This window comes from Candidatus Nitrospira allomarina (genome assembly GCF_032050975.1).
Lineage (GTDB): Bacteria > Nitrospirota > Nitrospiria > Nitrospirales > UBA8639 > Nitrospira_E > Nitrospira_E allomarina.
Genome location: NZ_CP116967.1, coordinates 3,323,037 through 3,349,579 on the forward strand (window position 1 = coordinate 3,323,037; position 26,543 = coordinate 3,349,579).

General features: G+C 49.8%; 19 protein-coding genes. 8 read left to right on the forward strand and 11 right to left on the reverse strand.

Going from position 1 to position 26,543, the window contains the following annotated elements:
• Positions 1 to 8: 8 nt before the first annotated feature.
• The 3 genes from PP769_RS14795 to PP769_RS14805 all read right to left on the reverse strand — a co-directional run bounded on the left by PP769_RS14795 (position 9) and on the right by PP769_RS14805 (position 4,242).
• On the reverse strand, positions 9 to 290 hold the full coding sequence (locus tag PP769_RS14795; RefSeq protein ID WP_312641469.1) for a HypC/HybG/HupF family hydrogenase formation chaperone: 282 nt from the start codon (positions 288 to 290) through the stop codon (positions 9 to 11).
• Positions 281 to 2,707 (reverse strand): carbamoyltransferase HypF, encoded by a 2,427-nt coding sequence (gene hypF, locus PP769_RS14800; protein ID WP_312641471.1) that lies wholly within the window; start codon positions 2,705 to 2,707, stop codon positions 281 to 283. Before hypF ends, PP769_RS14795 begins: the two co-directional genes overlap by 10 nt.
• A 155-nt stretch (positions 2,708 to 2,862) precedes the next feature.
• Complete coding sequence (locus tag PP769_RS14805; protein WP_312641473.1) at positions 2,863 to 4,242, reverse strand: metallophosphoesterase; 1,380 nt, start codon at positions 4,240 to 4,242, stop codon at positions 2,863 to 2,865.
• A 90-nt stretch (positions 4,243 to 4,332) separates the two neighbouring features.
• Here PP769_RS14805 and PP769_RS14810 point away from each other — a divergent pair, with 90 nt between their 5' ends.
• The 7 genes from PP769_RS14810 to PP769_RS14840 all read left to right on the forward strand — a co-directional run bounded on the left by PP769_RS14810 (position 4,333) and on the right by PP769_RS14840 (position 14,632).
• Complete coding sequence (locus PP769_RS14810; RefSeq protein ID WP_312641475.1) at positions 4,333 to 4,578, forward strand: hypothetical protein; 246 nt, start codon at positions 4,333 to 4,335, stop codon at positions 4,576 to 4,578.
• Positions 4,579 to 5,121: 543 nt separating this feature from the next.
• Positions 5,122 to 6,681 carry a xanthine dehydrogenase small subunit gene (gene xdhA / locus PP769_RS14815; protein ID WP_312641482.1) on the forward strand — a complete coding sequence of 520 codons (1,560 nt, stop codon included), beginning with the start codon at positions 5,122 to 5,124 and terminating at the stop codon, positions 6,679 to 6,681.
• Entirely contained in the window at positions 6,674 to 8,983 is a 2,310-nt protein-coding gene (gene xdhB / locus PP769_RS14820) for a xanthine dehydrogenase molybdopterin binding subunit (RefSeq protein ID WP_312641491.1), read from the forward strand. Before xdhA ends, xdhB begins: the two co-directional genes overlap by 8 nt.
• 22 nt (positions 8,984 to 9,005) lie before the next feature.
• The gene (gene xdhC / locus PP769_RS14825; protein WP_312641495.1) at positions 9,006 to 10,139 is read left to right on the forward strand and encodes a xanthine dehydrogenase accessory protein XdhC; all 1,134 of its coding nucleotides are present in this window, start codon (positions 9,006 to 9,008) and stop codon (positions 10,137 to 10,139) included.
• Between the two features lie 6 nt (positions 10,140 to 10,145).
• On the forward strand, positions 10,146 to 11,438 hold the full coding sequence (locus tag PP769_RS14830; protein WP_312641497.1) for a glycosyltransferase family 4 protein: 1,293 nt from the start codon (positions 10,146 to 10,148) through the stop codon (positions 11,436 to 11,438).
• Between the two features lie 51 nt (positions 11,439 to 11,489).
• Positions 11,490 to 12,998, forward strand: coding sequence for a cytochrome P450 (locus PP769_RS14835; protein WP_312641499.1), 1,509 nt, complete (start codon positions 11,490 to 11,492; stop codon positions 12,996 to 12,998).
• A gap of 1,112 nt (positions 12,999 to 14,110) precedes the next feature.
• Positions 14,111 to 14,632 (forward strand): lipocalin family protein, encoded by a 522-nt coding sequence (locus PP769_RS14840; RefSeq protein WP_312641501.1) that lies wholly within the window; start codon positions 14,111 to 14,113, stop codon positions 14,630 to 14,632.
• 305 nt (positions 14,633 to 14,937) lie between these two features.
• On the opposite strand, the gene PP769_RS14845 is transcribed toward PP769_RS14840, so the two are convergent.
• The gene (locus tag PP769_RS14845) at positions 14,938 to 15,936 is read right to left on the reverse strand and encodes an L-histidine N(alpha)-methyltransferase (RefSeq protein WP_312641504.1); all 999 of its coding nucleotides are present in this window, start codon (positions 15,934 to 15,936) and stop codon (positions 14,938 to 14,940) included.
• Between the two features lie 112 nt (positions 15,937 to 16,048).
• Here PP769_RS14845 and PP769_RS14850 point away from each other — a divergent pair, with 112 nt between their 5' ends.
• The gene (locus tag PP769_RS14850) at positions 16,049 to 17,110 is read left to right on the forward strand and encodes an iron-containing redox enzyme family protein (RefSeq protein WP_312641506.1); all 1,062 of its coding nucleotides are present in this window, start codon (positions 16,049 to 16,051) and stop codon (positions 17,108 to 17,110) included.
• A gap of 272 nt (positions 17,111 to 17,382) precedes the next feature.
• Here the strand turns inward: PP769_RS14850 and PP769_RS14855 are convergent, their stop codons facing one another.
• From PP769_RS14855 to PP769_RS14885, 7 genes are all read right to left on the reverse strand, one after another.
• Positions 17,383 to 18,396 carry a M48 family metalloprotease gene (locus PP769_RS14855; protein ID WP_312641509.1) on the reverse strand — a complete coding sequence of 338 codons (1,014 nt, stop codon included), beginning with the start codon at positions 18,394 to 18,396 and terminating at the stop codon, positions 17,383 to 17,385.
• Between the two features lie 3 nt (positions 18,397 to 18,399).
• Positions 18,400 to 18,915, reverse strand: coding sequence for an SH3 domain-containing protein (locus PP769_RS14860; RefSeq protein ID WP_312641511.1), 516 nt, complete (start codon positions 18,913 to 18,915; stop codon positions 18,400 to 18,402).
• Between the two features lie 82 nt (positions 18,916 to 18,997).
• Positions 18,998 to 20,695: a CHASE2 domain-containing protein gene (locus PP769_RS14865; protein ID WP_312641513.1), complete on the reverse strand. Its 1,698-nt coding sequence runs from the start codon at positions 20,693 to 20,695 to the stop codon at positions 18,998 to 19,000.
• Between the two features lie 373 nt (positions 20,696 to 21,068).
• On the reverse strand, positions 21,069 to 22,739 hold the full coding sequence (locus PP769_RS14870; protein ID WP_312641515.1) for a SulP family inorganic anion transporter: 1,671 nt from the start codon (positions 22,737 to 22,739) through the stop codon (positions 21,069 to 21,071).
• A 319-nt stretch (positions 22,740 to 23,058) separates the two neighbouring features.
• Entirely contained in the window at positions 23,059 to 23,730 is a 672-nt protein-coding gene (locus tag PP769_RS14875) for a LuxR C-terminal-related transcriptional regulator (protein ID WP_312641517.1), read from the reverse strand.
• Positions 23,727 to 25,625, reverse strand: a complete 1,899-nt coding sequence (locus PP769_RS14880) for a sensor histidine kinase (protein WP_312641519.1) — start codon at positions 25,623 to 25,625, stop codon at positions 23,727 to 23,729. Before PP769_RS14880 ends, PP769_RS14875 begins: the two co-directional genes overlap by 4 nt.
• A gap of 247 nt (positions 25,626 to 25,872) precedes the next feature.
• On the reverse strand, positions 25,873 to 26,529 hold the full coding sequence (locus PP769_RS14885; RefSeq protein WP_312641521.1) for a riboflavin synthase: 657 nt from the start codon (positions 26,527 to 26,529) through the stop codon (positions 25,873 to 25,875).
• Between the last annotated feature and the right edge of the window lie 14 nt (positions 26,530 to 26,543).

Consider the following 26,543-nt stretch of genomic DNA (forward strand, 5'->3'; position numbering starts at 1 on the left):
GCCATCCTTTAGGAGGTATTCGACTGACGCATCGCCTGGATTTCTGTTTGCACTTCTCCCATTTCAGTCAGCAACTCTATTGTCCGCTTAGCTTCCTTTTCGTCAATCCGACTCATGGCAAACCCCACGTGAATCAGCACCCAATCCCCGACACAGGATGCAGGAGAATGCTCCTCATCGACAATGCAGGCGATATTCACTTCCCGTCGAACACCACCCACATTCACGATTGCGAGCTTATGCTCCTCATTGCTGATTTCTACAATTTGCCCAGGGATGCCTAAACACATGTGGATCGAACCTCCTTGGTCCTTTTCAAGGAACGAGCTGCGGCAATCGCGGCTTGTCCAAGGGCAATGCCACCATCGTTCATTGGAACCTGTTTGTGGGAAAGGACGGTGAATCCTTCTGCCGTCAACTTGGCCTTCACAAGTTCAAACAACACCTGATTTTGAAACACGCCACCTGAAAGGACCACCGTTTGATGCCGGTCATGACCGTCAGGAGATTGTGAGCACTGTGTGACCATGTGACAAATCACCTTGGCAAGCCCCTTATGAAACCGTGCGGCCATGACCGGAACCGGTGTGTGGAGAATAAGGTCGCCAAAAAGCGCCTGCCACATTCCTAACGGTTCGACATAGGGTAATCCAGAGTGCTTCAGGCGCGGAATAGAAAATGGATACGCCAACGATTCGTCCTCATGATGAAGTGTGTCATCATCCACCAGAGCCTCCATCTCCATTGCAGCTTGCCCCTCATATAACACGTGCTCGGTGCAAATACCCATCGCAGCAGCGGCGGCATCGAACAACCGACCGCAGGAACTCGCCAACGGACTATTAATCCGGTGGCTCAACATGCGATTCAGCATCATGCGAGGTTTTTTCTCGAGAAGATCAAACAATGGCAGATCGGAGTAGTTCATCGCAAACTCCGCCCACCCCATTTCTGCCATCACATGCGCATAGGTGTTTCGCCACGGTTCTTTAATTGCCTGAGTTCCGCCGAGCATCGGTACGGGTTTAAAGGACCCAAGACGAGTAAAGCCCCCATAATCCGCCAGCAAAAATTCTCCGCCCCAAATTGTGTTGTCTTCCCCATAGCCCAACCCATCCAAGATAACCCCAAGGACCGGTTCAGTATTTAAACGAACCCCGTTTTCGACCAGACAGGCCGCGAGATGAGCATGGTGATGTTGGATATCGAAAGTCGGCAGACGGTGGAAGTTGGCATGGACCCGCCCGAACTTACTCGACAGGTATTCCGGGTGCAGATCAACGGCGATGCTGTCAGGCTTGTGCTCAAACAGGTGTTGGTAATGCGAGATGGCCCGTTGATAATCGGCATAGGTCAAAGAATCCTCCAAATCGCCAATGTGATGGGAGAGCAGGGCTTGTCCATCTTTGAGTAAGCAGAAGGTATTTTTGAGTTCACCGCCCATAGCAAGAATAGCAGGACTGTGTTCGAAGCCCGAGGGAAGCCATATGGGTATGGGCGCAAGCCCTCGACTCCGTCGCAGCACTCGTGGAACCTGCTCCATGACTTTGACCACCGAATCGTCAACACGTTGGGCAATTCCCCGATTATGCAGGACCACAAACTCGGCAATGTTTTTCAAATGTACTTTGGCCTGGTCATTGTCGATCCACTGGGGTTCGCCGGCATGGTTACCGCTGGTTAATACAATGGGGTGAGCCATGCGATGGAGGATCAAATGGTGCAGCGGTGAGTTGGGTAACATACATCCATAGGTGGACATGCCGGGAGCGACACTTGGTGCAAGAGCCCTCTCCGCATGGCGCTTGAGGATAACAATGGGGGCCGCCGGGCTTTGTAAGAGTTCGGCTTCCCTCTCCCCTACCACACAATACCGGCGAATCACTTCCAGGTCGCGCGCCATTAATGCCAGAGGCTTTCCTTCCCTGTGTTTCAAGGCACGAAGCCGGCTGACCGCGTCCTCCCGGGTGGCATCGCAGGCAAGTTGGAATCCGCCTAATCCTTTCATGGCCAGAATGTGCCCTTTCCGGAGGAGAATGCCGGCCGCATCTGCCTCATCCAACATCGTGTAGGAATGCACCGCCACGGGTTTTCCGTCCATACGTTCAATCCATACCTTCGGTCCGCATGCATGGCACGCGATCGGTTGGGCATGAAATCGGGGGTTTTGGGGGTCCTGATAGTCCTTGAGACAGGCATCGCATAGAGGAAAATCCTTCAGTGTGGTGGAAGGCCGGTCATAGGGAATCCCTTCCTGAATCGTCAGGCGGGGTCCGCAATGCGTGCAGTTGGTAAAGGGATAGCGGTAGCGCCGGGCAAAAGGATCAAATATTTCCTTCACGCAGTCCGGACATGGGACGGTATCCGGAACAATGCCGGTTTGCACAGGACTTCTGTCGGTACCGGCAATGACAAACGTGTCTTCCGGGACGTCAGACAGGGAAATGCCGCTTGAGAAGATTTCGGCAATTTTAGCGAGTGGCGGAGGATTGTGAGTCAGTTCATGAATGAAATGCCTGAGGTTATTTTCCTCGCCTGCGACCAGAATTTGAACACCGTTTCCATTGTTGGAAACACGACCTCGAAGATCAAAGCGTTGAGCCAGTTGCCAGACCCTCGGACGAAAACCGACTCCCTGGACCAATCCAGACACTTGGATATTGAATGCCTGTTCGTTGGAACTTCTTACTGTTACTGTTTCCATCATGAAAGCATGGCTCCGTCAATGTCCCACAGGCCAGCAAAAACATTCGTCGGGGATTGCAGGTCAATGAACTTGGCCAGGACCCCGGAGACATTTCCGTACTGGAGTGTGAGTTCTCTCTATCCCTTACACAATACGGTGTCCCTGTACAGCAACGCTTACCGCGACCGACACCGGGCATTCTTGTCATCGATCCTGCATTTCGTGACACTCCCTCCGCCAGCGTCGAATACGTTTACACTCCAGGCACCTCGTTGACGGGGCACGAAACCAAAAAATCCGTGGACCGAGACCATCATGGCGTGCGTCACAGTCTCGCCGTCAATGACCCTCCCCTCAAGTCCCCTGGTAACAGCTGGAAGCAATTTTGTGCCACTGATGCCTACGACCATCTGAGGGGGGCGACGGCCGGTGAAGCTCAACACCTCACCCACGTGAATATGGGCGGTGAGGACGAGGTCTACCGCCGGGGGCAAGCGGCCCGACAGGCTTGAGGCAGTCAATGCATCCTGCGTAGTCACGTTGATATCTTCCACAGCTACGGGTGGAATCATCTGATTGCCGCACGCATCGGTTTTTGCCTCGGGGACGATACTGTGAGCCGGCCGCCATGCCCAGATGGGGCGGTGACTGAGGAGCCATGTGGGACCCCTTGCGAGCTTCGCTGCCCGTTCGAAATCTTGCGCATAGCGATTGACCACCACGTGCGGCGAGAGCGAAGTATCATCGGCCTGTACGGTATCCATGACGACCAACTGCAGATTTTCGAACTCCAAGGCATAGGGATCACTGAAGTCACTGCAGGCTGCGAATTCAAAAGGGTCGAGAAAACGGACGTACCCCAGTCCGGCGCGCTCACATGTCTCGTGGTCACCCCTTACGAAGACGATGGGGGCCGCCTCGAGCATCGGTATTCCCGGATCGAAGAACTCCACATTCCAGGTCGCCATCCGCATACCCGGACTGTTGTATGGACTGCCCTGGCAATTCTCGCAACCATCGGGGCACTTTTGCTCGCGATAGATGTAATCTCCTAACTGAATAATTAGATCCGGCTGCCATTCCGCTACACGCTGCGCAACCTTGGCGAACTCCCAATCGTCCGGGTCACCACAGTTTTGGAAACCGTCGTCGAACGCACTCCCCGCCTTCATGCGACAGCCGGTGTCTCCGACCACCGCGATTCGCCGTGGATTCCGAGAAACCGGGCGCAGGTCACGACCGGCAACTTCGATCCGGTCGGTCTCATACGGTACAAGGAGTTCGCAGACCAGAACATCAAAATCCGAATTCGGTTGCGCACGCACTTTCATCCGCGCAGGGCGGCCATCGAAAAAGGCCAAGGGGCAATGCTCACCTTCGGTTATGGCGCGTACGAGTCCGCGATAAGGCGGCACAACCTGCACCCACACATTGCGGACTTGTGAGTCAGTATGGGCGGAAGCCGATTCGAACCCGGCCGAGCCCAACCACGCGCAAGTCACGAGTAGCAGGATTTGAAGCTTTGGCAAGACTGTTCGCTTACGACGAAACCACATCCTTTACCTCCAGAAACAAAAAGGTAGACATCTATGCCCTACGGTACCTCTCAATAGAGTTCATTTCAAGATGTATGTCATTGCGAAGTTATGCCTCTTAAACATATGCAAATCAGCGCCGGAAACAGGATCAGAACCGCAGAAATCGAAAGGGCTCTCTTTAGCCATGAGGCGGTGGTGGAAGTCGTCGCTATCGACAACCCGCAGCCGAGCGCGGGAGGACAGATCACGACCCTTGCCTTAAACAAAGACAGCAGGAAACGCCGATCTCATTTAAAGTTTGCAGGATCCTGTCTTAGGGGAATTCGGCAGGATCGCCGGCGCCGGAAAATTTAAAATGTCCCGTCGCTTCCCAAAATCCGATCCGGCAAAATTATGGATCGGGTGAAGGGGGCCAGGAACCCGGAGATACTTTAATACTGGAAGAATGGGAAAGGTTATTTATCAGCACATGAATTGGTATATATGGGAATCACCGCAGGCTCTATGTTTCCTGCCCAGGATGGTGCCTACGATCAATTAAAGGAACAACCCTTTCTAACCTAGCCAAACACGAAAATTCCTTCAATGCCATACCCATTTCTGCTTGACACTTACCTTGCTTCCTTCCAACAGGTACCAAAACAGAAATTTCAAAATATCTTGCTCCCCAATGTCCTCACGTTTTTCTTTTGTCTCACCGCACCTGTAAAAATTCCCAATCGACCAGTTAATAGGCCCTGTTGCGTTCCAAGCGCCCTAAGGAGACAATAGACGGCTGGTGCCCCCATTCATCGTTTCTTCGCACGCATTGACCTATCAGAAAAAGCTGGAAAAATAACCTTATAGAATAAAAGCTTGTGACTCAACTCTTATCGTGCACACAATGTCTTGAACGACATGCCAAATCTGACTTCATTTGATGGCTCTGAGAATTCTGCCATCCGTTTTGTTCTGGGTGGGGAAATCAAAACCTTAGCCAACATTGATCCCTCTATGACTATTTTGCGCTATCTGCGGGAAATAGGGAACCGAACCGGAACGAAAGAGGCTTGTGGGGAAGGAGGTTGCGGGGCCTGCACAGTGGTTTTGGCGGATTTAAACAATGATGGACGGCTTCGCTATCGCACCATCAATTCCTGTCTTCACCCATTACCTCAGGTGGATGGCCAGGTGCTTCTCACGGTGGAAGATCTGAAGACGGTCGATGGACACCTGCATCCTGTGCAACAAGCATTGGTTGAGGCTCATGCCTCGCAATGCGGATATTGTACCCCGGGCATTGTCATGAGTCTGTTTGCGCTTTACCAATCCGGGGAACTCCCCGAGAGAGAAGCGATCGTCAATGCGTTGACCGGAAATCTATGTCGCTGTACCGGCTATCGACCAATCATTGATGCCGCCTTGGGCCTGTTTGAAAGCGATCGTCCAACCGTCGTGGAGGGCAACCAACGAATGAACAAAAGTCCCGGGTTTTCCGGGCGAGTGGCTACAGATGAAAGTACACTTCGTAAATTATTAGATTCCATCAAAAGATCCCATCGACTATCCATACAAGGAAGGACGAGCACGGGGAAAACGAATCGTTATCTGCTCCCTTTGGATCTAGCCGAACTTTCCGACATGCTTGGACAGTATGAAAACCCTATTCTCCTTGCCGGTGGCACCGATATTGGCCCCACCGTTTCGCAGAAATCACAGAAAAATGAAACGATAATCTTCATCGGAAAGGTCAAGGAGCTCCGGGGTATCTTTCTCTCCGATTCAGGTATCACAATCGGTTCGGCGACGACCCTGACGGAAGTCTATCCGGTCATCGCCCGTTACTATCCCGCCTTTGGAGATTTATTGCTGCGTTTCGGGTGCCCGGCAGTTCGTAATCTGGCAACCATCGGTGGGAACATTGCCGGCCGGTCACCCGTCAGTGATACCGCCACGGCCTTGATTGCCCTCGACGGCATGATGGCGTTACGTGTTGCCAACACGCAACGAACCGTGTCGGTGGAAGCCTTTCTGACAGGTGCCAAGCATGATGTTCTCGCTCCCGGCGAGCTTATCGAATCCATTTTCCTTCCCCTTCCAAAAGAAGGGAGTATGTTCTTTGCGTATAAAATTACCAAACGGCACGATTGTGATATTGCGGCGATCAGCGCGGCCTTCTCTATGGAACTGAAAGACAACCGGATACACCAGGTGCGTGTGTGCTATGGCGGCATGTCCCCTTACGTGAAGCGGGCTGCTCACTGTGAACATGCGTTGACCGGCATGCCCTGGGCTGCAGATACGATAGAAACAGCGGGTCACCAGTTAGCGAAAGATTTTGAACCAACCACCGATGGGCGTGCCTCCCCGGCCTATCGAATGTTGGTCGCCAAAAACCTCCTTCAACGATGGTATCTTGAATCAACCCTTCCACCGGAAAACCTGCAGGTCAGGGCGTACCAAAAGACCTATGAGTAACCATGAGATTCCAGGTGGTGCCGGATCGTCCAAAATGCACGATAGCGCTCGTTTACATGTGACCGGCGAGGCAGACTACGTCGACGACCTGTTGGCTCCCGCATTGACACTTTATGCGGCTTTTGGAGTCAGCCAATATGCTCATGCACGCGTCACCACACTTGACCTGGAACGCGTCAGACAGTCTCCCGGGGTTGTGTCGGTTGTCACTGCACACGATATTCCTGGGGAAAACCTCATCAGCTTCATTCAGGCGGATGAGCCCGTCTTTGCTTCGACGCACGTTGAGTGTGTCGGACAGCCGCTCTATGCCGTGGCTGCGCAATCATTTCAGCAGGCGCGAGCGGCGGTCAATTGCGCGAGGGTGGAATATGACCCTCTGGTGCCGGTTCTCACGGTCGAACAAGCGCTGGCTGATGATTCGTTTGTCCTGCCATCGAAACGCCTATCCAGGGGAAACGCCACGCAGGCGCTGGAATCCGCTACTCACCACCTGGAAGGACAACTTAAGGTCGGCGGCCAGGAGCACTTTTATTTCGAATCCCAGGTGGCCCTGGCGATTCCCAATAATGACGGAGGAATCTGTATTCACAGCGCCACCCAGTATCCTTCACATATCCAACAGGCGGTTGCCCGGGTGCTGGGGTTGAAACGAATCAGTGACGTGACAGTGATGTGTCGTCGTATGGGGGGTGCCTTTGGGGGTAAGGAAACTCAGTCGACTCTCTTTGCCTGTGTGGCGGCTTTACTCGCCGCAAATACGGGTCAGGCTGTGAAATGCAGGCTAACCCGGCAGGAAGACATGGTGATGACCGGCAAGCGGCATGATTTTATGGCCCTCTATCAGGTCGGCTTTGACGATGAGGGGCGAATCGAGGGATACAGGGTGGAGCTGTCCTCACGGTGCGGGATGTCTGCCGATCTCTCAGGATTTATTAACGATCGTGCCATGCTTCACAGCGACAATTGTTATTTTTTACCTCATGTGACCATTAACTCTCACCGCTGCAAAACCAACACGGTATCCAATACCGCTTTTCGCGGATTTGGCGCCCCCCAGGGAATCTGGGTGATGGAACAGATTATCGACGAAATTGCCCGTTACCTCGGTCAAGATCCGCTCGACATCCGCAAACGAAACTTTTACGAACCAGGGCAACGTGATACCACGCCTTATGGCATGCGTGTCGAAGACCGCCTATTACATGAGATCGTCTCACGCCTGGAAACAGATGCCAGGTACCGGGAGCGTCGTGCTGAAATCGAGGATTTCAACCGTCATAGTCCGATACTTAAACGCGGCTTGGCGTTGACTCCGGTGAAATATGGTATTGCTTTTACTCAAACCCATTTAAACCAGGCCGGTGCATTGGTCCATGTATATATCGACGGCAGCGTCTACCTGAATCATGGCGGAACAGAGATGGGCCAGGGGCTCTATACCAAAGTCGCTCAGGTTGTCGCCGAAGAATTGCAGATTGATATCGGGCGCATTACCATTTCTGCGGCCGATACCAGCAAAGTTCCGAATGCATCAGCGACGGCGGCCTCGGTTGGGGCGGACCTCAATGGCAAGGCCGCTCAAGCGGCTGCCCGAACAATCAAAATTCGTCTGATCGAATTCGCTGCAAAGCATTTTCACATCCGGCCGGAAGAGGTTGTCTTTTCAAATAACCGGGTATTGCTCGGGTCCCAACATATTTCGTTTCAGGATTTGGTGGCGCTCGCCTATCAAGAACGGATCTCATTGTCAGCGACCGGGTTTTACCGAACCCCGGAAATCGAGTTCGACCGAAGCAACTTCACCGGCCGGCCCTTTCTGTACTTTTCCTATGGCGCAGCGGTTTCCGAGGTGGCGATCGATACCCTGACAGGAGAAAGTACACTGCTGAGGGTCGATATTTTGCACGATTGTGGAAGATCACTGAATCCTGCCATTGATCGCGGGCAGATTGAAGGGGCCTTCCTTCAGGGGGCAGGCTGGTTAACAATGGAGGAACTGATCTGGAATGATGCCGGAGTTCTGCAAACTAACACCTCGTCCTCCTACAAAATTCCGGCCTGCCGTGATTGCCCTGTGCATTTTAATGTTGAGTTACTCGAGACCGCGCCCAATCGAACAGACAGTGTGTTTTCCTCCAAGGCGGTTGGTGAACCGCCATTCATGCTGGCCATCTCGGTGTTCCAGGCCATTAAAGATGCCATTGCCGCGGCCGGGAACCTTTGTCGACGTCCGCAATTAGATGCACCGGCAACCCCGGAACGCATCCTGAAGGCCATTCAGGACATTCGTTCAACATGACAAGCTGGTCCTCCGGCCAACTATGAATACCTGGTTAGCAGTGCTGGAATCCATGAGAGATCGGCGAATGGCCTGTGCCCTGGTGGTCCTGGTACAGACAACAGGATCAACCCCGCGTGAAGTGGGGGCCAAGATGGTCGTCACTGCATCTGATTATTTTGGATCCATTGGCGGCGGTGCTCTGGAATATGAGGTCATCGAAAAGGCGCGCCAGATGCTGCGGGCTGAGGGGAATCAACAGCCAAAACGATGTCTTCGAACCTGGCACCTTGGGGCGGATGTCGGCCAATGTTGTGGAGGGGCATGTACCCTGTATCTGGAAATACTCCATCCGGTTGACCATTTCTGGCTGAACCATTTGATAAAGTGCCGGAATAACGAACCGTGTGTTCTCATTACTTCTCTAGACAGTCAGAATGGATCTGACAGACAGGGGAAAATGATCGTGACTACACACCATGTTGAAGGGAGTCTGGGAGCCGGTCAGGAGTCCGTGTTGGATCATGCCCGCACCTTGCTGAAATCCTCCGTCAATTCCGACATGAATCCGCATGTGGTGTTTCGCAAACCAGGGGACCAATGGCCAGCCTACTTGTTAGAGTTATATGGTCTCAATCCTTTTAGACTGGTTTTGTTCGGGGCCGGCCATGTTGGGAAAGCCATCATTGGGGTGATAGGGGGGTTGCCCTGCCATGTCACCTGGATCGATGCACGGCCCGAAATGTTTCCCGTCTCCGTTCCACCGAATGTGGAAAAGGTGGTAACAGAACAGTATGTTGAAATTATTCAGGAAACGCACCCAGGGACATTCTTCCTGATCATGACACATAGCCACCCGCTTGACCTGGAACTCTGCGAACATATTCTGAAACGCGGGGATTTCCGGTATCTGGGACTTATCGGATCAAAAACCAAGCGCACCCGTTTTGAAAAACGACTTCTCCAAAAGGGATTGAGGCAGGAGGAGATAAAACGCCTCATTTGCCCCATCGGCATCCCGGAAATTTCCGGCAAATACCCCGGCGCTATCGCAGTCTCCGTCGCAGCACAGATTCTCCAACAACTGAATACAACAGGGACCATTACAGAGGAAGCACCCACCATGAAGACCTTCATCTCTGAAGAAAGTGCCTACCAATATCCGAACAGTCTTTAAAGCCTTATGACGAAAAAACTCAGATTTTGCCTTTGCACGACCTTTTATCCGCCTTACAATTCGGATGCGGATGGGTTGTACGTCCACCGACTGGCCAACGGGCTGGCGAAACTGGGCCATGATGTCACGGTGTTACATAACCCTGATGCGTATGAAGTCCTGACAGGGAAAAAGGTTGTTGAATCCTACGAAGATCATCCCACTATCACCATCCAAAAAATCACCTCTCCATTGAAACGTCTGAGTCTCTTGGCCGTTCATCAAACCGGAAGACCGTTTGGCCAGAAAGCCAGCCTACAAAAATGCTTCAAAGAGCATTTTGATGTCATTCACTACTACAACATTTCATTATTGGGGGGTCCTGAAATCTTCAGCTACGGACAGAGCACTATCAAAATGTGTGGATTGAATGATCACTGGTTGATTTGCCCTATGCACCTCCTTTGGAAATATACCAACGAGGTCTGCGAAAAGCCCCAATGCCTCACCTGCACGGTACGGAATGGCAAACCACCCCAATTTTGGCGCAATACCGGTCTCATGGAAAACATGACCAGACATGTCGATGTGTTCCTGGGCCCAAGCCTTTTTACCATTCACAAACATCGTGAGCGTGGGTTCAGGAATGTCATGATTCATTTGCCCCCTTTTTACACCATTCCGGAACCAGCCAAGGGGACTCATGAGATCCTACCGGCAAATGCAGCGTACTTTCTTTGTGTCGGCCGGTTAGAAGAATATAAAGGCTTTCAAGATGTTATACCCCTATTCCGTCACATTCAGGACCATACACTGATCATTTGTGGGCGAGGCAGCTATAGTCCGCAATTACACGATTTGGCCAACGGCATGCCCAATGTGTTGTTCGTTGATCAATATTCCCAAAGCCAAATTCAAGTACTATATGAGAACGCATTGGCCACCATTGTCCCCTCACTTTGCTATCAAACCTTCTGTCACATCACCGCGGAATCCTATTCTGCCGGAACTCCCGTCATTGCCAGGAAGCAAAGTGCTGTCGAAGAAATCATTTCTGAAAAGGGGGGTGGGATTTTGTACACGAATTCAACAGAACTTCAACAAGCCATCACCACAATGATTGCTGATGCAAAGAAAAGGAATGAACTCAAAGGCGAAGCCAACCAGGCGTACCATCAGGAATATTCGGAAGAGGTCTATTTGCAACGATACTTGGATATCGTAGAAGAACTGTTGTTACAAAAAACCCAATACGGGGCAATACAGGAATACGACCCAGAAAAGAGGACATTTGCTGAGAGGAAAATATTCGGCCTGTAGTCAATGCCCCCGATTCCTATCCTCAATGACTTTTCGAAACTCACCATCCTCATGACATCACTAATTACGGTGATAGCCGTATTACTTCCTCTCGCTCCCATTTTGAACGTGTACCGTCTGCCAGGTTTCATTCGTCGCCTGCGATTGTTTCCTCGTGTGTTTGTCCTACTCAGTTCGGCTATTGTCTTATATATTTCCCTGACTGTCTTGCTCGTCCTGTATTTTCCCCGGTATGTCCCTGCAGTGTTGGTTTTGGCTTTTCCATTGGTGTTTTACCTGTACTTTTGGCGCGCAAGGTCGACATTCGGCTCTAAGAAGAGACTTCCTCCCGGTTCTCTGAGACTCGCACCTCCAGGCCCTTGGGTTGATTATTTGTATTATCAGAAACAGGCTGATAAACACGGCCCCATTTTTAAAATGAATAATTTCGTCCAGCCGATGATTTGTCTGGCTGGAATAGAACTGGGTACAGAATTTTTAAAACTCCACGAAGATGATACAACGACACCGCCCATGCCTTTTAACAGTCGCATCCCCGGCGGCTTCATGCGTTATATGGCACCCGCCATTCACATGGAATATCGGAATAAAATGAAAAACATTTTTTCTGACCATATATTCCTTCAGGGAAAGGAAGAGTTGATTGGTGAGATTATCAGGGACAATCTCTCAAAAATGTCAAGCCATACAAAATGTACGAATCCAGTTCCCCATTTCCAGAACATGGCATTTTCCATTTTCGTGGCGCTGTTTCTGGGAATTTCTCCTCATGATCAGGACTTTAGACGGTTGCAAAAATTATATGAAAAAATTGATTACCGGCACGCGCTGTTTACGACCAAATCAAAGATTGATCAATCTTTGGATGAAATTGAAAAGATATTTCTGAGCCACGTACATGAACGACCATCCTATTTTAGAAGTTTCCTTGGAGACCAGCTTCATGATTGCTCAACATATTCCCATGACACCACCTTACTGCGGAATTTCATCTATCTGCTTCAAACGTCCTGGATAGATGTATCCGACCTTTTATTCTGGATGTTCAAATTGCTCAGTGACAACGCTCAATGGATAAAGGCGCTTCGCACGAACCTCCACTCACAAGACGAATCACTCAGACAATCTGCGCACCAATTGGGCAATCGTGTTGTTCTTGAAACTCTGCGGCTGGAGCAAAGCGAATATCTTATGCGCAAGGCCCTGCGCGACATTGAATTTGAAGGATTTTTGATCCCAAAAGGCTGGCTGGTACGGATTGGCATTCGTGAAAGCCATCGGGATGCTGACATCTTCCCGAACCCAAATGCCTTCAACCCTGATCGCTTTTTAACAACGTCCATCGGCCCCAAGCAGTATTCTCCTTTTGGCATTCAACAGAAATCGTGTCTGGGAAAGGGACTCACTCTTTGGATTGGACAGAAGGTTGTTCTGGAATTAGCGCAAGGCTTTACATGGAAAGTCGTTCATGATGGTCCCCGAGAATTGGGGGTCTTTCATTGGAGGCCCAGTGCTAAATTACGGGTACAGATGTCTTCGTTTTCTATAAATTCAGCATAATTCGTATCCCAAAACCATGTTTAAACCTTCCTGGCTACTGTTTTACGAAGCGACCAGTGATAAGTATAAATATTTCTCCTATTCATTCCGATAAATGGAAGAGTGATTCCGGAGTCGTCCAAAGACAGCTGTGAAAGGCACATGAACAGCCAATTGCCCAATAGTAAGACAGGAAAAAAGAAGGACAATCGTCAATCCGCAGATTCTGAGGATTGCCTGTACTGTCCTTTGAGAAGGCCTGTCTTTTGGCCTATCGCGTTTCTTCTTTTTGTATTGAGTCCTTTAATCTTTTCTTCCAATATTTCAAATACATCTTCAAATCCCCAGCTTGCATCCTCGCCTCCTGTCCCCAAACAAACCAAGGCTCAAGATGTGGACGATAAAAATTCTTCATTTCAAAATGTTCAACTCCGGAACCCGGTTTCTCAAAAATAAGAAAAATGCTTCGCCGCTAACCAGGAATGTCAAGATAACCATGACTGTTTCAGGCTAAAGCGAGTTTGTAGGATATTCCCGAAAAATCCCAAGAATTAATTCGCACAGATGAAAAAGACTTCAAACAATAAACCTCCCACGCACAGGCACTTAACGGCTAGGCCTATCTGTGCCCGTTGAATTATTCATTGAAATGGTTATTCCTTTTAATTGCATGCCGAAACGACGGACATGTGTCCTCGCATCATGAGGTTCATGCATCTGCATATGATACGCAAATGAATTTACCATGAATGCTCCATGAAATTTTCTTCCTGAACGTCATCAAAAGATAGTATTCCTGTTAGATACTCTCAAGGAAGTAGAAGCCGGAACCGAACCGCGGCTATCCCTTCACCATAGCATGATGAGTCCCTCCCAGGGCCCTTGGGCATCCAAGTTGATACCCTTCCTCCCCAGTTATCTGAAGCCAGCCGGAGATCTTTACGTGTAACGGGTGGTTGTGTGTCCCACGTCTTAACCAGGTCACATCATGAATTGGGAATCATCGGCCTAAAGATGCACCAGGCGGGAAGGCCTGATAGGATAGAAAATCTTTCAAAGGTCTTATAAAGGTCCCCCCTGCTTTCACGGTTGCTGCCATGTTGAGAACCCTGACAATGGGAGTCTTCTGCTTGATGCTTGGTGCGTGTTCAAGCGTTGAACATGGAGGAAAATTACCCACAGCGGTGTCAGTTGATCTCTCCATGTATAGCGGAATGTGGCATGAAATAGCACGACTGCCGATGTGGGGGCAACGAAACTGCGTAAGATCTACAGCCGAGTACCGGTTACTGAAATCGGGGAAGGTTGCCGTGCGAAACGCATGTACCACCTCGACCGGTGAGGAGATCAGCATTGAGGGAGTGGCCACGGTGGTGGACCCTGAACATCGGGCAAAGTTGGATGTGGTCTTCGACCAGTGGGCAGCTCAACTTGTGGCGTTGCTTACCTCATCGGAGCAGGGCAATTATTGGATACTTCGGGTCGATCCCGACTATAGGTTTGCGATCGTCGGCACCCCCGATCGGGACTACCTCTGGATCCTGGGACGAACCCCCTCAATCGATGAAGCAAGCTATCAGGACATGGTCTCCTTTAGTCAGCGACTTGGATTTCCAACAGAAAACCTGATCCGTTCCCCTGGACCCACAGATTGACGTCTTGTCGCTCCTCTTGGATAGAAGGTATTTGAGAGCATGGTTCATGAAGAATATGATAAGCCATTTTTACGCATTGCCCGACACAGTGGAATTTCGGTTCACTTTTCCTCAATAGCCGATCCCCGAACCCGTCTATTTTTCACTGAGCGAACTTCAACGGGAATCTCCTTCTCTGAATCTTTGCTCCTAAACCGAAAAAGAGCCCAGAGAAATACTTGGCGTCGCTCTTCATAGAAGGGAGCTTACACCCTGACCTTCCATCGACCGCCCTCTCGCCGCCTATGCGATCAAACCGTTCCGTCCTATTTCTTCACTTCCCAAATTGAATTCACAAAATGTTTGTTGGCATCAAACAGATGCGTCACAATCCGGCACCCATTCTTTTCGGCCAACATTTCAATTTCTGATTGAGTATATTTATAGGAATGCTCGGTTTGCATCGGTTCCCATGCCTCAAAGTGAAACTCCTTATCCAACGCCTCGATGGAGACAACTTGCTCAAGGGTACTGTAAACAAAACTTTCGACCGCATGGGACTGTGGATTATATTGTCCCTGCTGGACATACCGTTCTTTCACAAAATTAGCCCCTAGTTTCTGATTGAGAACATCAAGGAGATGCAAGTTGAATCGTTCGAAGACTCCTGTTGAATCATTGTAGGCTGCATACAGGGTCTTCGGATGTTTCATGAGATCGAACCCCATCATGATATAGTCCCCTTCATTCAAACTTTCCCGCAGCTTTCCAATAAACCGCTCGGCCGCCGGTAACTCGAAATTTCCAATGGTCGAACCCAAGAAGAGCACAAAGTTTCGGACCCTCGTTTGTTCACCAATCGCGCGGAGTCCATCAAAATAATCGGCGGCCAGTCCTGTGACCGACATAGCCCCCCCTCCAAATCGCGACTCGAGAGAAGCCAGGAGTGTCTTGATCGCGCCCTCGGAAATATCAATCGGCACATACTCGAATGTCAGCCGGCTCTGTAAGCAATGCTGAAGAAGAATTTGAGTTTTCCCTCCATCGCCGGCTCCCAATTCAATAACCCTAAACGTCTGGTTCCCGAGGAGATCAGTGATCGCCTGTTTCTGATTTTTGAAAATCTCATATTCACATTGTGCGGGATGATAGCCTTCTAGTTTGGTGATTTCGTTAAAGATTTGGCTGCCTCGATCATCGAAGATCAGCCACGATGGCAGACATTTCGGTCTTCTCGACAGTCCGGTCAGCACAGTTTGAGCGAACAGGTCATCAGACGACGGTGCTGCGGCTCCCGATCGGAGATTGTGAAATTGAAATGACATTGGCTTCCTTTGTCCATGGTGAGAATGATTGGTGTTTGCTCCCCCTGCTCAGGCTTGCTAGAATGAAACTGCCCATCCTTTATACATTTTTCACATTTTTTTATCTTCCCTGATGAGCGTTTTTTCCGTTCAAAATATTTCGGAGCTCGAATACTGCCAGGCCCATGAAGTGTTGACGCACTTCATTCAGCAAGAGGATCTGGATCAGTACATCTCCCTCAGACCCAAGTGCCTGAATCTGTTCGAGCAGGTGTTAGGTCAGGCGATGGTGGAGGCCTACGAGGACCAGCCTTCATCTTCTACGGCACACCTGTTTCTCCAGCAGATTCTCTATCGAATCAACCGATTGAAACTGTTCTGGTATGACGACCTTGAGAATTACACCAATGAGGATTCTACATTTCTCCTCTCCATCCGGAGAAAAATTGAAACGGCTTGGCAGGCATGGGAGTCTCAACATATCGAGGTCTCTCTCCTAAAGAACTTGGACATCGAGGCGGCGCTTCGGGAACGCGCGGCAGAAGATCTTAACCCGGAACTCTCCCAGTCCGGGATCTTCTATCGCAACGATATGTCGAAGGAAGGATACCGTCAATTATTAGCCATCGCCTCTTTAGATGGCCTGGTTGAGGCGAGCCAATTGTCACGAGTGATTGGCGGCGTCGGGAATGAAATCCAATCCATGCTCACGAAGATCCTCTTTGAGGAGTATGGGGGAGCCAAATTAGAAAGAAAGCATACCTCATTTTTTTCGGCGATGCTGATCGAATTGGGTATGGACCCCACGCCTGAAACCTACTTTGACATCGTTCCATGGGAAGTCCTCGCCAACATCAATCATAGTTTTACCGTTTCTGAACGCAAAAGATTTTTCTTGCGGTATATAGGCAGCCTTCTCTACTTTGAAATCTCAGTCCCTGCAGCATTTCAGCATTATAAAATCGCAGGAGAACGGCTTGGCCTTAGCGAAAAAGCAATCGGCTACTGGGATATCCACATCAAAGAGGACCTACGGCACGGTCAATGGATGTTGAACGAAGTCGCCCTTCCCCTCATCACCCGCTATCAAGATAGCGCGTGGGAAATCGTAATGGGCTATGATCAGCAACGATCCCTCAGCACGCGTGCCGGTCTGGCTATCGCCAATTCCGTCCTACAGGCGGAGAATGCCTGATCGTATTGCCTGCTGGTCTCCCCTTCAATCCGCCTGACCAACGCGACCAGTGACAGATTTTCACTGTGTGCTAATCTGAAGATCAGCAAGGCATCCTCCCCGTAACTCATGGCCAAACCCACGTGAGGCCAGAACCAGGAATCCCACCCGTTTACTTTTTGCTCACAAAATTGGTGGACATCGAGTTGTCCATAAAAAGTTATAATATGGCCAACTCAAATGGCTAGTTTAGAGCTCGTGCGCGCTGTAAGAAGGGAAACCATTCGATTTGATTATTTATCTAATGTATAAAATCGGTCTTTCACGATTTTGCCGTCGGAATATTTATCAAAGTTCTCTCCCATGGAGGCTCCGAGTTCTGCCAATCTCTTGTCGGGATGAGGGTGGGTCTTAAACAGCAAGGCGACGCTACTGTCATTGAGACCAGCATGACCAATTTCCTGCAACACCATGGGCAGGCCATATGAATCATAGCCGGCCCTGGTAGCCAACACCACTCCAATCCTGTCGGCCTGATATTCGGCATCTTTATCCAATCCGCGAGCCATCACTTCTGCCCCACTCCCAATAAGATTATTCACGGCCTGCTTCGCTTGTTCATTTTTCATTTTACCGACTTTTTGAGAAAACAAGCCTCTTCCCATATCAATCGCCTGGCTTTGTTTAATGATGGTTAGATGATGCTGTTTGATAACATGACCAATCTCATGTCCCAGGACTCCAGCCAATTCCGCTTCCGAATGAAGTTGGTGATACAAACCTTTGGTCAGAAAAATGAACCCACCCGGCGCAGCAAAGGCATTGATATCATCGGAATCAATCACTCCAAAATACCAATCTAGGTCGGTTCTTCCACTCTGCAGACTGAGCCACTTTCCAACGTGATTGACGTACCGTTGCAAGCGTTCATCCTTGACTAGCGGCGCAGCCCCAAGCAACCGTCCGGCAATCTCTTGACCGATGGCTATTTCCTCTTCTGTGGAGGTCCCTTTAACCAGATCGGTCAGGTCTGTCAGCGGAGTTTTCTTGCCCGTCTTTTTTTGGGGAGTACTTTCTTGTGTTTTTCCGGTGGCGGTTTCATCCGTCTGCCCTAATTGTTTGAGGGCATCACCCAAATCAAATGCATGAGTGACGGTTGCCACCCCGAAGATTACCAATGTCAGAATCAATCCACGCAGAAGAAATCCTTTCAAGTCCGCACTAGCCTGTTGATTGAAGAACACTGGAGGAGCAGGCCGAAACAATCGAGAGAGTATATTTTTCTTCATAATATGCTGATTGCTCATGTGTTAATTCCCGTCTGTCGTCTGTAAGAACGGAACTTTTTGTACTTGTAACCCTGCCTGATTGGCAAAATCTTGTGCTTGTTTCTTTGAAGTCCGATAGGTTTTCAGTGTCTGTAATTCATGTTCATTAAATTCGGCCTCCTTTAATTCCTCTTCATCTAATCCGCGAACTCCCGTAGCGGCCACAACATTTCCACTCCCAGCTCTCCCAGTGGCCAAACCCAATACTCCTGAAGCTTCCTTCGCCGCGGAAACAGTTTCCGCAGAACCCCCACGTCGAATATAGAGCATTCGAACCCATCCGGTTTTATCTTTACGGGACACCTCCAACCATCCACCTTTTCTTCTCAGAATCTCCACGGCGTCGCCTTCCTTTAACGATAGCAGTTCTCGAGCATCTTTAAAGGGTTCGCTCATGAGCTGGCACGCTCGAACGGCTACACCAGGGTCCGAAGTTTTTCCCTCTGCGGGAAAGACTCCAACAATGACTAATATCAGGAAGGCTAACCATTTCCTCATCACAGTCCTCCTTCTAGCGTTAAACAGACACGGCAGTTCCGGATGCAATACGGCATGGGTTTTGGGACTTTCGGGTAAGGGATCAAGATGTTATCTCAAGCGGCTGCTCCTTGAGATTGACCATGGCTTTAATCACTAAATGTTGCCAAGCCTCCAGTCTCATTTTTTCATTTCCATAGGTCAAGGGACCTTGGCACCATCCGAGCTTACATCCTATTCTATCATTTTCACAGATGCTGCGAACCACTTCTCGAACCAGGGTTACCGTTTGTTCCCCCGATTTTTCCACTTCCCATGGCTTCGTTTTCACATGATTTTCGACCCAATAAATGAGGAACATATTCTGAAAGGCCTTTTCAATGCCGGCAGGTTTCCGTGAAAAGGCTTCTATGGTAAACCCAACCTTTTTGCCATACAGGCCACGCTTCAGCAGGGTCAAGAATCTCCCTTCCGGGATTTCCTCCAAGCTCTCCGGTTGAACCACAACCACTACGGTATATTGCCATCCATCCACCCCCTCTTCCACATTCAGCCACACATATTTCTCCATAATCGTGGCTTCGGCATAGGCATACACCCGCGCGAGAGAAAAATAGATCAATCCGGCGGTGATGGGTGCCGTTAGATCAAGATAGTAGGTGGTGAGATTCAAGCTCGCGAAAGTAAAGGCCATCAAACCCACTTGCGAACCGGCAAACACCATATCAATGGCTTTGCGTTTGACCCCGGTTAAAAACGCCAAGGCTGTGATCCAGATGAGTCCAAGGGCCAGTGCGGTAAAAAGCCATGGGTTCTTGGCCTGAGTAATCCAATCTCCGTTTTTGATATTTCCAATCGCCGTGGCCAGAATTTCCACACCGGGATGAATCTTCTCCATGGGAGTGGGCTTGGTGTCGAACAGAGCCGAGGCTGTAGACCCGATGATCACAATTTTGCCAGTGAATTCATCCGAATCCCGTTGCTTATCTCTCCTCAAAAAATCGTCAAAGACGTCACTAAAGCGAACCGATCGGAAGGCCCCGAATTTTCCTCGCCAGTTTAAATACACATCCGAATCATTCGGTAGTTTCCACCCCAGCGTTTCACCGATTTTGGCAGGCAGGGACGGAACACGCCATCCATAATGATCACGATAGATGGGGTATTGACGAACAATGCCATCCCGTTCCGGATAGACATTATTGGTCCCCACTCTTCCACTCTGAATAATGCCTGTGAAGGAGGGGAGGACCAGGGCAATCCCTTTCTCATCCTGTGACTCCCCAGGAATGGGTTCTATGCCGGGAATCATGGAAGGGGTCACCCTGCTGAGTTCATCGTTCGTTGGGGACAACCGCATCATGGGGAAAAATGTATTTTCCGAATTACTGACGACGTCATTGAAGTACGAATCTGATTCTTTATTGAACACATCAGGATCACTAAATAAAATATCAAATACCACGGCAGAGGGCCGTTGCTCCTGTAGCATTTCCAGAAATTCTGCAAAAACCTGACGGGGCCAGGGCCACCGCCCATATTCTTGGGCCATGGCCTCCAAACTGGCTTCGTCAATATCCACAATCACAATGTCGGGGTCGGCCTTGTGAAACAGGACCCGATTTTTCATAATCACATCAAATGTCTTCAGTTTCATTCCGCGAATCAGTTCGAACGAGCCGGCATCCAATACAACGAGGACGCTACAAAAAATCGCCAAGTAGAGATAAAACCGGCCTTGCGATTTCGTCACATAGCGATATCCCACCTGAATGAGTTTTTCAACAGAAAAATTCTTCATTTTCTGGGCAAGACCTTGAACGGGGGTCTGGTCTGTATGGCTTTCATCTGAAGGCCCCAAAGACGTAGGCTAATAAAAACCAAAACAAAACCCGCAGGTGACATCAGGAGGTTGAGAATGGAAACATTCAAGTTGAAATGTTAGCCAACAACTGAGGAAATGTACAGGGGAAACAAAGGGCAGAATTGTTAATGATTTGTTTGCTCGGGCTCTGATCTCTTCAGGAAAAAGAAAAAGGACTGTATGGATTTTTCGAGTCAAAAATTTCTATTTGCTAACCTTGCATCCTTCCCTACGTCATCAGATAACCCCGAAGGTCCCTCTTCCGTGGCCAAGCCCGTTTCAACACGATGGGGAACACTGCATATTTTGGTCATGCCCTTTGCGCACCGGAGAGTTCATCTGTGGGTGAAATATTATGCCCTTGATCGGCATGACGCAACGCATCCAATCGAAGCTCGTACCGCTGTTCAGGTCCAATGTGATCCAAAACCCCCAATCCATCCAGGACTTTAAGGACTCCCGGTTTAATTCCAACAAAGTATAGATTCTGGCGATGTGCCTGAACCATGCGAAGCATATCTTCAACCGCAAGGGCGGCAGTTCCGTCAATGGCCGAAACATCCGATAGATCAAGAACGACATGGGTAAAGTTGTTGAAGCCTTTTAGCGACTCCAGGCGTCTCACCATAGTTTTTGCCGAACCAAAGCTCATCGGGCCATCGACATGAATCAGGACAATCCGACCGTTGTTGCGTTCAAGAATGGCTTTTTCTTCAGGATGAAACGGGATCTCCTGTGTCGGCTCACTAATGACTCGTAAATTGGCCAATTCAAGTTCGGCCATGCGCTTTACAAATAAAAGACTTGCCAGGACGATTCCTACGCCAACAGCCGAGATTAGATCTACAAGAACCGTAATGATCAGCACCACCCCCATGATCAGCACATCGGTTCGTGGGGCCTTGACCAGGTGTCGGAGAAACCTCCAATCAATGATATCCAACCCCACTTTGAATAAAATTCCGGCTAACACGGCCAAAGGAATCTGTTCCGCTAACGGTCCCAGCCCCAGCAATGTGGCCAATAACACCAATGACATGAGGATTCCCGATATGGGCGTTCGGCCGCCACTCCGAATATTGGCCACAGACCGCATTGTCGCGCCTGCTCCCGGAAGGCCACCAAAAAGACCGGCCACCAAATTGCCGACTCCCTGACCAATCAATTCTTGATTCGAATCATGTTGGGTACGGGTCATGTTGTCACACACCAATGAGGTGAGCAGACTATCAATACTTCCAAGGAGAGCCAACACCACCGCCCCCTCTACCATCACAAGAAATACACTGGTCTCCATATCAGGGATGATAAAAGACGGAAATCCTTCCGGAACATTTCCAATCACTGGTGCGTGAGGGAAAAAGAAATAGGCTCCCAGGGTGCCTGCACATAGGGCCAGAAGTTGGGGTGGAATCACTTGACTCATTCGTACTGGTGTCAGATACATGATCGCAATCGTCAGGAGCCCCAGAATTGTCGCTTGAGGGAAAGGATTTGATAAAAATTCCGGAATGGCTAACAGATTGGCATAAATTCCTTCCGATTTGGCTTCGAATCCAACAAGCGGTCCAACCTGCAAAATAAGAATAATGCATCCAATTCCGCTCATGAACCCTGAAATCACCGGATAGGGAACAAGGGCAATATAATGCCCGAATCCGAGCAATCCGAACAGAATTTGTAACCCCCCACCCATGATCACCACGGTAAATGCCAGGGCTGGATTGTCAGAGAATTGAACCAGAATTCCAGCCATCACAACCGTCATGGGACCGGTGGGGCCGGAACATTGCGCGGGGGTCCCTCCGAATACGGATGCGAACAATCCGACAAGGATGGCGCCATAGAGTCCGGCAATTGCACCGGCCCCTGAGGCCACTCCAAAAGCGAGGGCTAATGGTAGTGCGACCACAGCCGCCACCACGCCACCGTAGATATCTCCTCGAAGATTATTGAAATGCAATCCATGAATCATGCGCATCCTCTCTCTTACTCCTCTATGGATCAAATCCCTCGATACGATTACGTTTGGCAAATCAGGCGACCTGCCTGCTCCCGTGTTTTATGTATGGGACGCATCGGAAAAGAAAATGACCATCGTCTTTGCGATAGATTAGCCTTCACCGAGCCTGTTGCTTAGAAAATATTGGCAAAAATGGAAAAAAAGAGTTATGAGACTGAGTGTTGTGTTCTGACTGGATAAATTAACGGGAATACGGATGAAATGGCAGAGGGGAAAACCTGACAAGACCATACAAGGCTGATTGGGACATTGATCAATCAAGGGAAAAGGTGGGAGTCTAGAGAGGATTGCCGGACGTCAGCACACCACAGCTCAGAGCAAACTGCACAAGGTCGGCACGACTACGAAGACCGAGTTTTTCCATAACCCTTGCACGATACGTTTCAACCGACTTGACACTAATCCCCAATTGTTCAGCAATGTGCTGATTGGTAAACCCTTGTGCGACCAGGCCGAAAATCTCACGCTCTCTCGGACTGAGTTCTCCCAGCAATCCAGGGGCCCTCTCCGCAAGCCTTTTCTTGGGGGCACCGTGGAGATCCTGCCCCACCCCTTTCCCTACAGTCCAATCCACAAAGGTCTTTCCTTGGGCAACGGTACGGATCGCTGTCAACAATTCGGTGTCGGCCGCACTTTTCACGACATAACCCAAAGCGCCCGCAGCTAATGACCCGCGAACGTAGCCGCTTTCAGTGTGCATAGTCAGAACAAGAATATTTCCGGAAGGACAGCATTTTTTTAGTTCGCCGATTGTGTCCATATGCATATGACCCTGCATGGCCAGATCCATTAAGATGACATGAGGCAACAAATCTTGAACGGCCTCAATGGCGGAAGCGGCGCCTCCGGATTCACCAACGACTTCCATGTCCGGTTGTCCATTAATCAAGAGACGCAATCCCGATCGGAGGACTGCGTGATCATCGACGATAAAAATCCGAATGTTCATGTCCCCTCTCCTTTTAAGGGGATGTTGACATAGATGGTGGTTCCCGTTCCGGCAGATGATTCAATGGAAATCGAACCATTGAGCAACAGGGTTCGCTCCCGCATCCCGTGCAGGCCAAGATGCGCCCCTGCCGCAGCCGTCCGAACAATCGCCTGCGCGTCAAATCCCTGACCATTATCTTCCACAATAAGTCGAATCTGTGCCGGATTTTGCTGTAGGAGTATTGACACGGTAGTGGCCTTGGCATATTTGCCGACATTTGTCAGCGCTTCCTGAACAATTCGATACAACGCGGTCTCCACTGCGGGAGCAAGCCGATCCTTACTTTGCCAGTTTTGCGCCACATCCACCTCTATGCCATAGGTCGAACTAAATTCGGCCCCATAGCGGGCGATGGCTTCCTCTAGTCCAAAATCATCCAGTACGCTTGGACGCAGACCTTTCGCCAGTCGCTGAACCTCCTGCAAGGTCGTACTCGTAATCTTTCGAAGATCATTCACCCGTGCTCCCATTCCATCTGAACGTGCCTCATCCTCAGCCGCACGCAGTCCAACCAGAAGAGAAGTCAGAGATTGGCCGATTTCATCATGTAATTCCCGACTGATTCGACGCCGCTCGTCTTCTTGAGCCGTCATAATTTTGTCCAACAGATGGCTATGAAGCGCCTCAGCTTCTTGAAGCTTTTGGTAAGCCAAGGCATTTTGAATGGCAATAGAGGCCACCTGCGAAACCCCAATCATGGTTTGCTGATCAAAATGTGTAAAGCCACTGGCCTTCTCTTTGTTATGGACTTCAATACATCCCAAAAGCGTATCCTTGGCATCGAGAATTGGAATGCTTAAGGCTGAATGAATATCAAAGGCTTGACGAAAGTCCTGCTCAATCTGTCTGTCCTCCTGCGCTTGATTCGTGAGATAGGCCGTCTTATGCAGGAGAAGCCAGCCTGGTAATCCCTGCCCCGCAGACCAGGAACGATGACAGAGTTTTATTATCCGACCTTGAATATATTTTTCACAAGTCAACGTTTCCCCCGAGGCCAACCCGGCAAATCCGGCATGGGCCTGAACCAGTTGAATGGCTTCTGTCACCAATTCGTCCAGGAGCGTTTCCAGCACGAAAGTGGAATTCAATTTTTCACTCAGACGAAGCAGGGCTCGAATAACATCTTCTTCCTGCTTTCGCTTGGTGAGATCTCCCATCACCGCGGCAAACCCCTGGAGTTGATCATGTTCATCTCGTAAAACGGTGATGCCCACATGCCCCCAAAACCTCGACCCGTTTTTGCGGACCAACCATTCCTCCTTCATGACACTCCCCGAAACTCTAGCCTCAGTCAGAAAATTGGTTGGTTCGCCGGAGTCAATAGCTAAGGGGGCATATAACAGGCCATGAGGCCGCCCCAGAACCTCTCCCGTGGAATAGCCGAAAATATGTGCCGCACCGGCATTCCAACTGGCGACGTTCCCTTCCGGATCCAGCATCACAATTCCATAATCCTTGATGCTTTCGGCGACCAAACCAAATCGATCCTCACTCGTTCGAAGCGCTTCCATCGCCCGCCGTCGTTGAAGCGCCAACAGGGTAATGCCCCAAATACCGGCGATACAAAAGGCTCTGTTGATAATGGGAAACCGGAATGGCCAACTCAATGATGAAGGTGCCCCATCCGAGGTGAATGTGAGGGCAAAACCGATGATCGTAAGAGCGGTGCATCCAATGGCCACAACATATACCATCCTTCGTGGCAAACGTTGGGTCGCAAAGAACACCACCCCTGTGTACAACATTTCTTCCGCAAATCCTCGCGGGAGCAGGAGATCAAACGTGAAAACCCCACCAGCCAGGATAAGGGTTAAGAAAAAATCTTTGGGGTTGTATAATTTGCTTGAATACATAAGGAGAAAAATCCGTTCTCCTCATTCATTGACGATTGCAGTAAATGCCTGAGTGGGAATCTACCTGGTTCGTGGACGATCGATGGCACTACAGCAACCACACCAGGCGCAAATGATTTCGTAGAGTTGAACGATGCCCCATAACGTTGCGGGAATAATGATAACAAAGAGCGTGACGACGGCAAATAATCGCCATAGAGGATGTTTGGTTTTTGGTGGAAAAGGTTGCGACATGGAATGTAAAAAACTAGAGCAGGCCACGTTTTTCAAGATAATCTCGATTGATCACCGTGGCGGGTTTTGGCGGGAGAGCCCCGCTTGCTTGCAACAAGCGTTCAACATACTTTCCAATTAAGTCAGATTCCAAGTTGACCGTGTCCCCTATTTGTTTAAGGCCCATGGTGGTTACTTTGGCGGTATGGGGAATGATGGCTACGGCAATAGAACGATCCGACACGGCATTGATGGTTAAGCTAATTCCATCCACGGTAATTGAGCCTTTCGGCACACAATACCGGATAATGTCCTCTGGAGCTTCAATGGTGAGTTGAATGGAATTTCCATCCTGTTGCCGAGCACGCAAGAGACCAATGCCATCGATATGGCCTGTGACCAGATGTCCCCCCATTCGGGCATTGATTTTCATGGCACGCTCCAAATTGACCGGTGTCCCGACAGAAATGGTTCCTAACGTTGTGCAGTTCAATGTTTCGGTGGACACATCCACCGTAAAACCCGTGTCGCTCACGTGGCTTGCCGTCAAACAGGCACCGGCCACACTAATACTATCCCCCAGTTTGAGATCTTCTAAAGTCAGCGAAGCCAAAATGGAAAATTTTGCACCCGCTAACCCTTTATCGATTCCCTGAATCGCACCGATTTCTTCAACAATCCCGCTAAACATGTCCCACCTATTTG

Excerpts from the sequence above, each read along its gene's own strand:
- PP769_RS14865 (WP_312641513.1), bottom strand. The coding sequence starts at position 20,695 with ATGAAGAATTTTTCTGTTGAAAAACTCATTCAGGTGGGATATCGCTAT.
- hypF (WP_312641471.1), bottom strand. The coding sequence starts at position 2,707 with ATGATGGAAACAGTAACAGTAAGAAGTTCCAACGAACAGGCATTCAAT.
- xdhC (WP_312641495.1), top strand. The coding sequence starts at position 9,006 with ATGAATACCTGGTTAGCAGTGCTGGAATCCATGAGAGATCGGCGAATG.
- PP769_RS14835 (WP_312641499.1), top strand. The coding sequence starts at position 11,490 with ATGACATCACTAATTACGGTGATAGCCGTATTACTTCCTCTCGCTCCC.
- PP769_RS14830 (WP_312641497.1), top strand. The coding sequence starts at position 10,146 with ATGACGAAAAAACTCAGATTTTGCCTTTGCACGACCTTTTATCCGCCT.
- PP769_RS14845 (WP_312641504.1), bottom strand. The coding sequence starts at position 15,936 with ATGTCATTTCAATTTCACAATCTCCGATCGGGAGCCGCAGCACCGTCG.
- xdhA (WP_312641482.1), top strand. The coding sequence starts at position 5,122 with ATGCCAAATCTGACTTCATTTGATGGCTCTGAGAATTCTGCCATCCGT.
- PP769_RS14810 (WP_312641475.1), top strand. The coding sequence starts at position 4,333 with ATGCCTCTTAAACATATGCAAATCAGCGCCGGAAACAGGATCAGAACC.
- PP769_RS14805 (WP_312641473.1), bottom strand. The coding sequence starts at position 4,242 with ATGTGGTTTCGTCGTAAGCGAACAGTCTTGCCAAAGCTTCAAATCCTG.
- PP769_RS14870 (WP_312641515.1), bottom strand. The coding sequence starts at position 22,739 with ATGCGCATGATTCATGGATTGCATTTCAATAATCTTCGAGGAGATATC.
- PP769_RS14840 (WP_312641501.1), top strand. The coding sequence starts at position 14,111 with ATGCTTGGTGCGTGTTCAAGCGTTGAACATGGAGGAAAATTACCCACA.
- PP769_RS14850 (WP_312641506.1), top strand. The coding sequence starts at position 16,049 with ATGAGCGTTTTTTCCGTTCAAAATATTTCGGAGCTCGAATACTGCCAG.
- PP769_RS14795 (WP_312641469.1), bottom strand. The coding sequence starts at position 290 with ATGTGTTTAGGCATCCCTGGGCAAATTGTAGAAATCAGCAATGAGGAG.
- PP769_RS14855 (WP_312641509.1), bottom strand. The coding sequence starts at position 18,396 with ATGAGCAATCAGCATATTATGAAGAAAAATATACTCTCTCGATTGTTT.
- xdhB (WP_312641491.1), top strand. The coding sequence starts at position 6,674 with ATGAGTAACCATGAGATTCCAGGTGGTGCCGGATCGTCCAAAATGCAC.
- PP769_RS14860 (WP_312641511.1), bottom strand. The coding sequence starts at position 18,915 with ATGAGGAAATGGTTAGCCTTCCTGATATTAGTCATTGTTGGAGTCTTT.
- PP769_RS14875 (WP_312641517.1), bottom strand. The coding sequence starts at position 23,730 with ATGAACATTCGGATTTTTATCGTCGATGATCACGCAGTCCTCCGATCG.
- PP769_RS14880 (WP_312641519.1), bottom strand. The coding sequence starts at position 25,625 with ATGTATTCAAGCAAATTATACAACCCCAAAGATTTTTTCTTAACCCTT.
- PP769_RS14885 (WP_312641521.1), bottom strand. The coding sequence starts at position 26,529 with ATGTTTAGCGGGATTGTTGAAGAAATCGGTGCGATTCAGGGAATCGAT.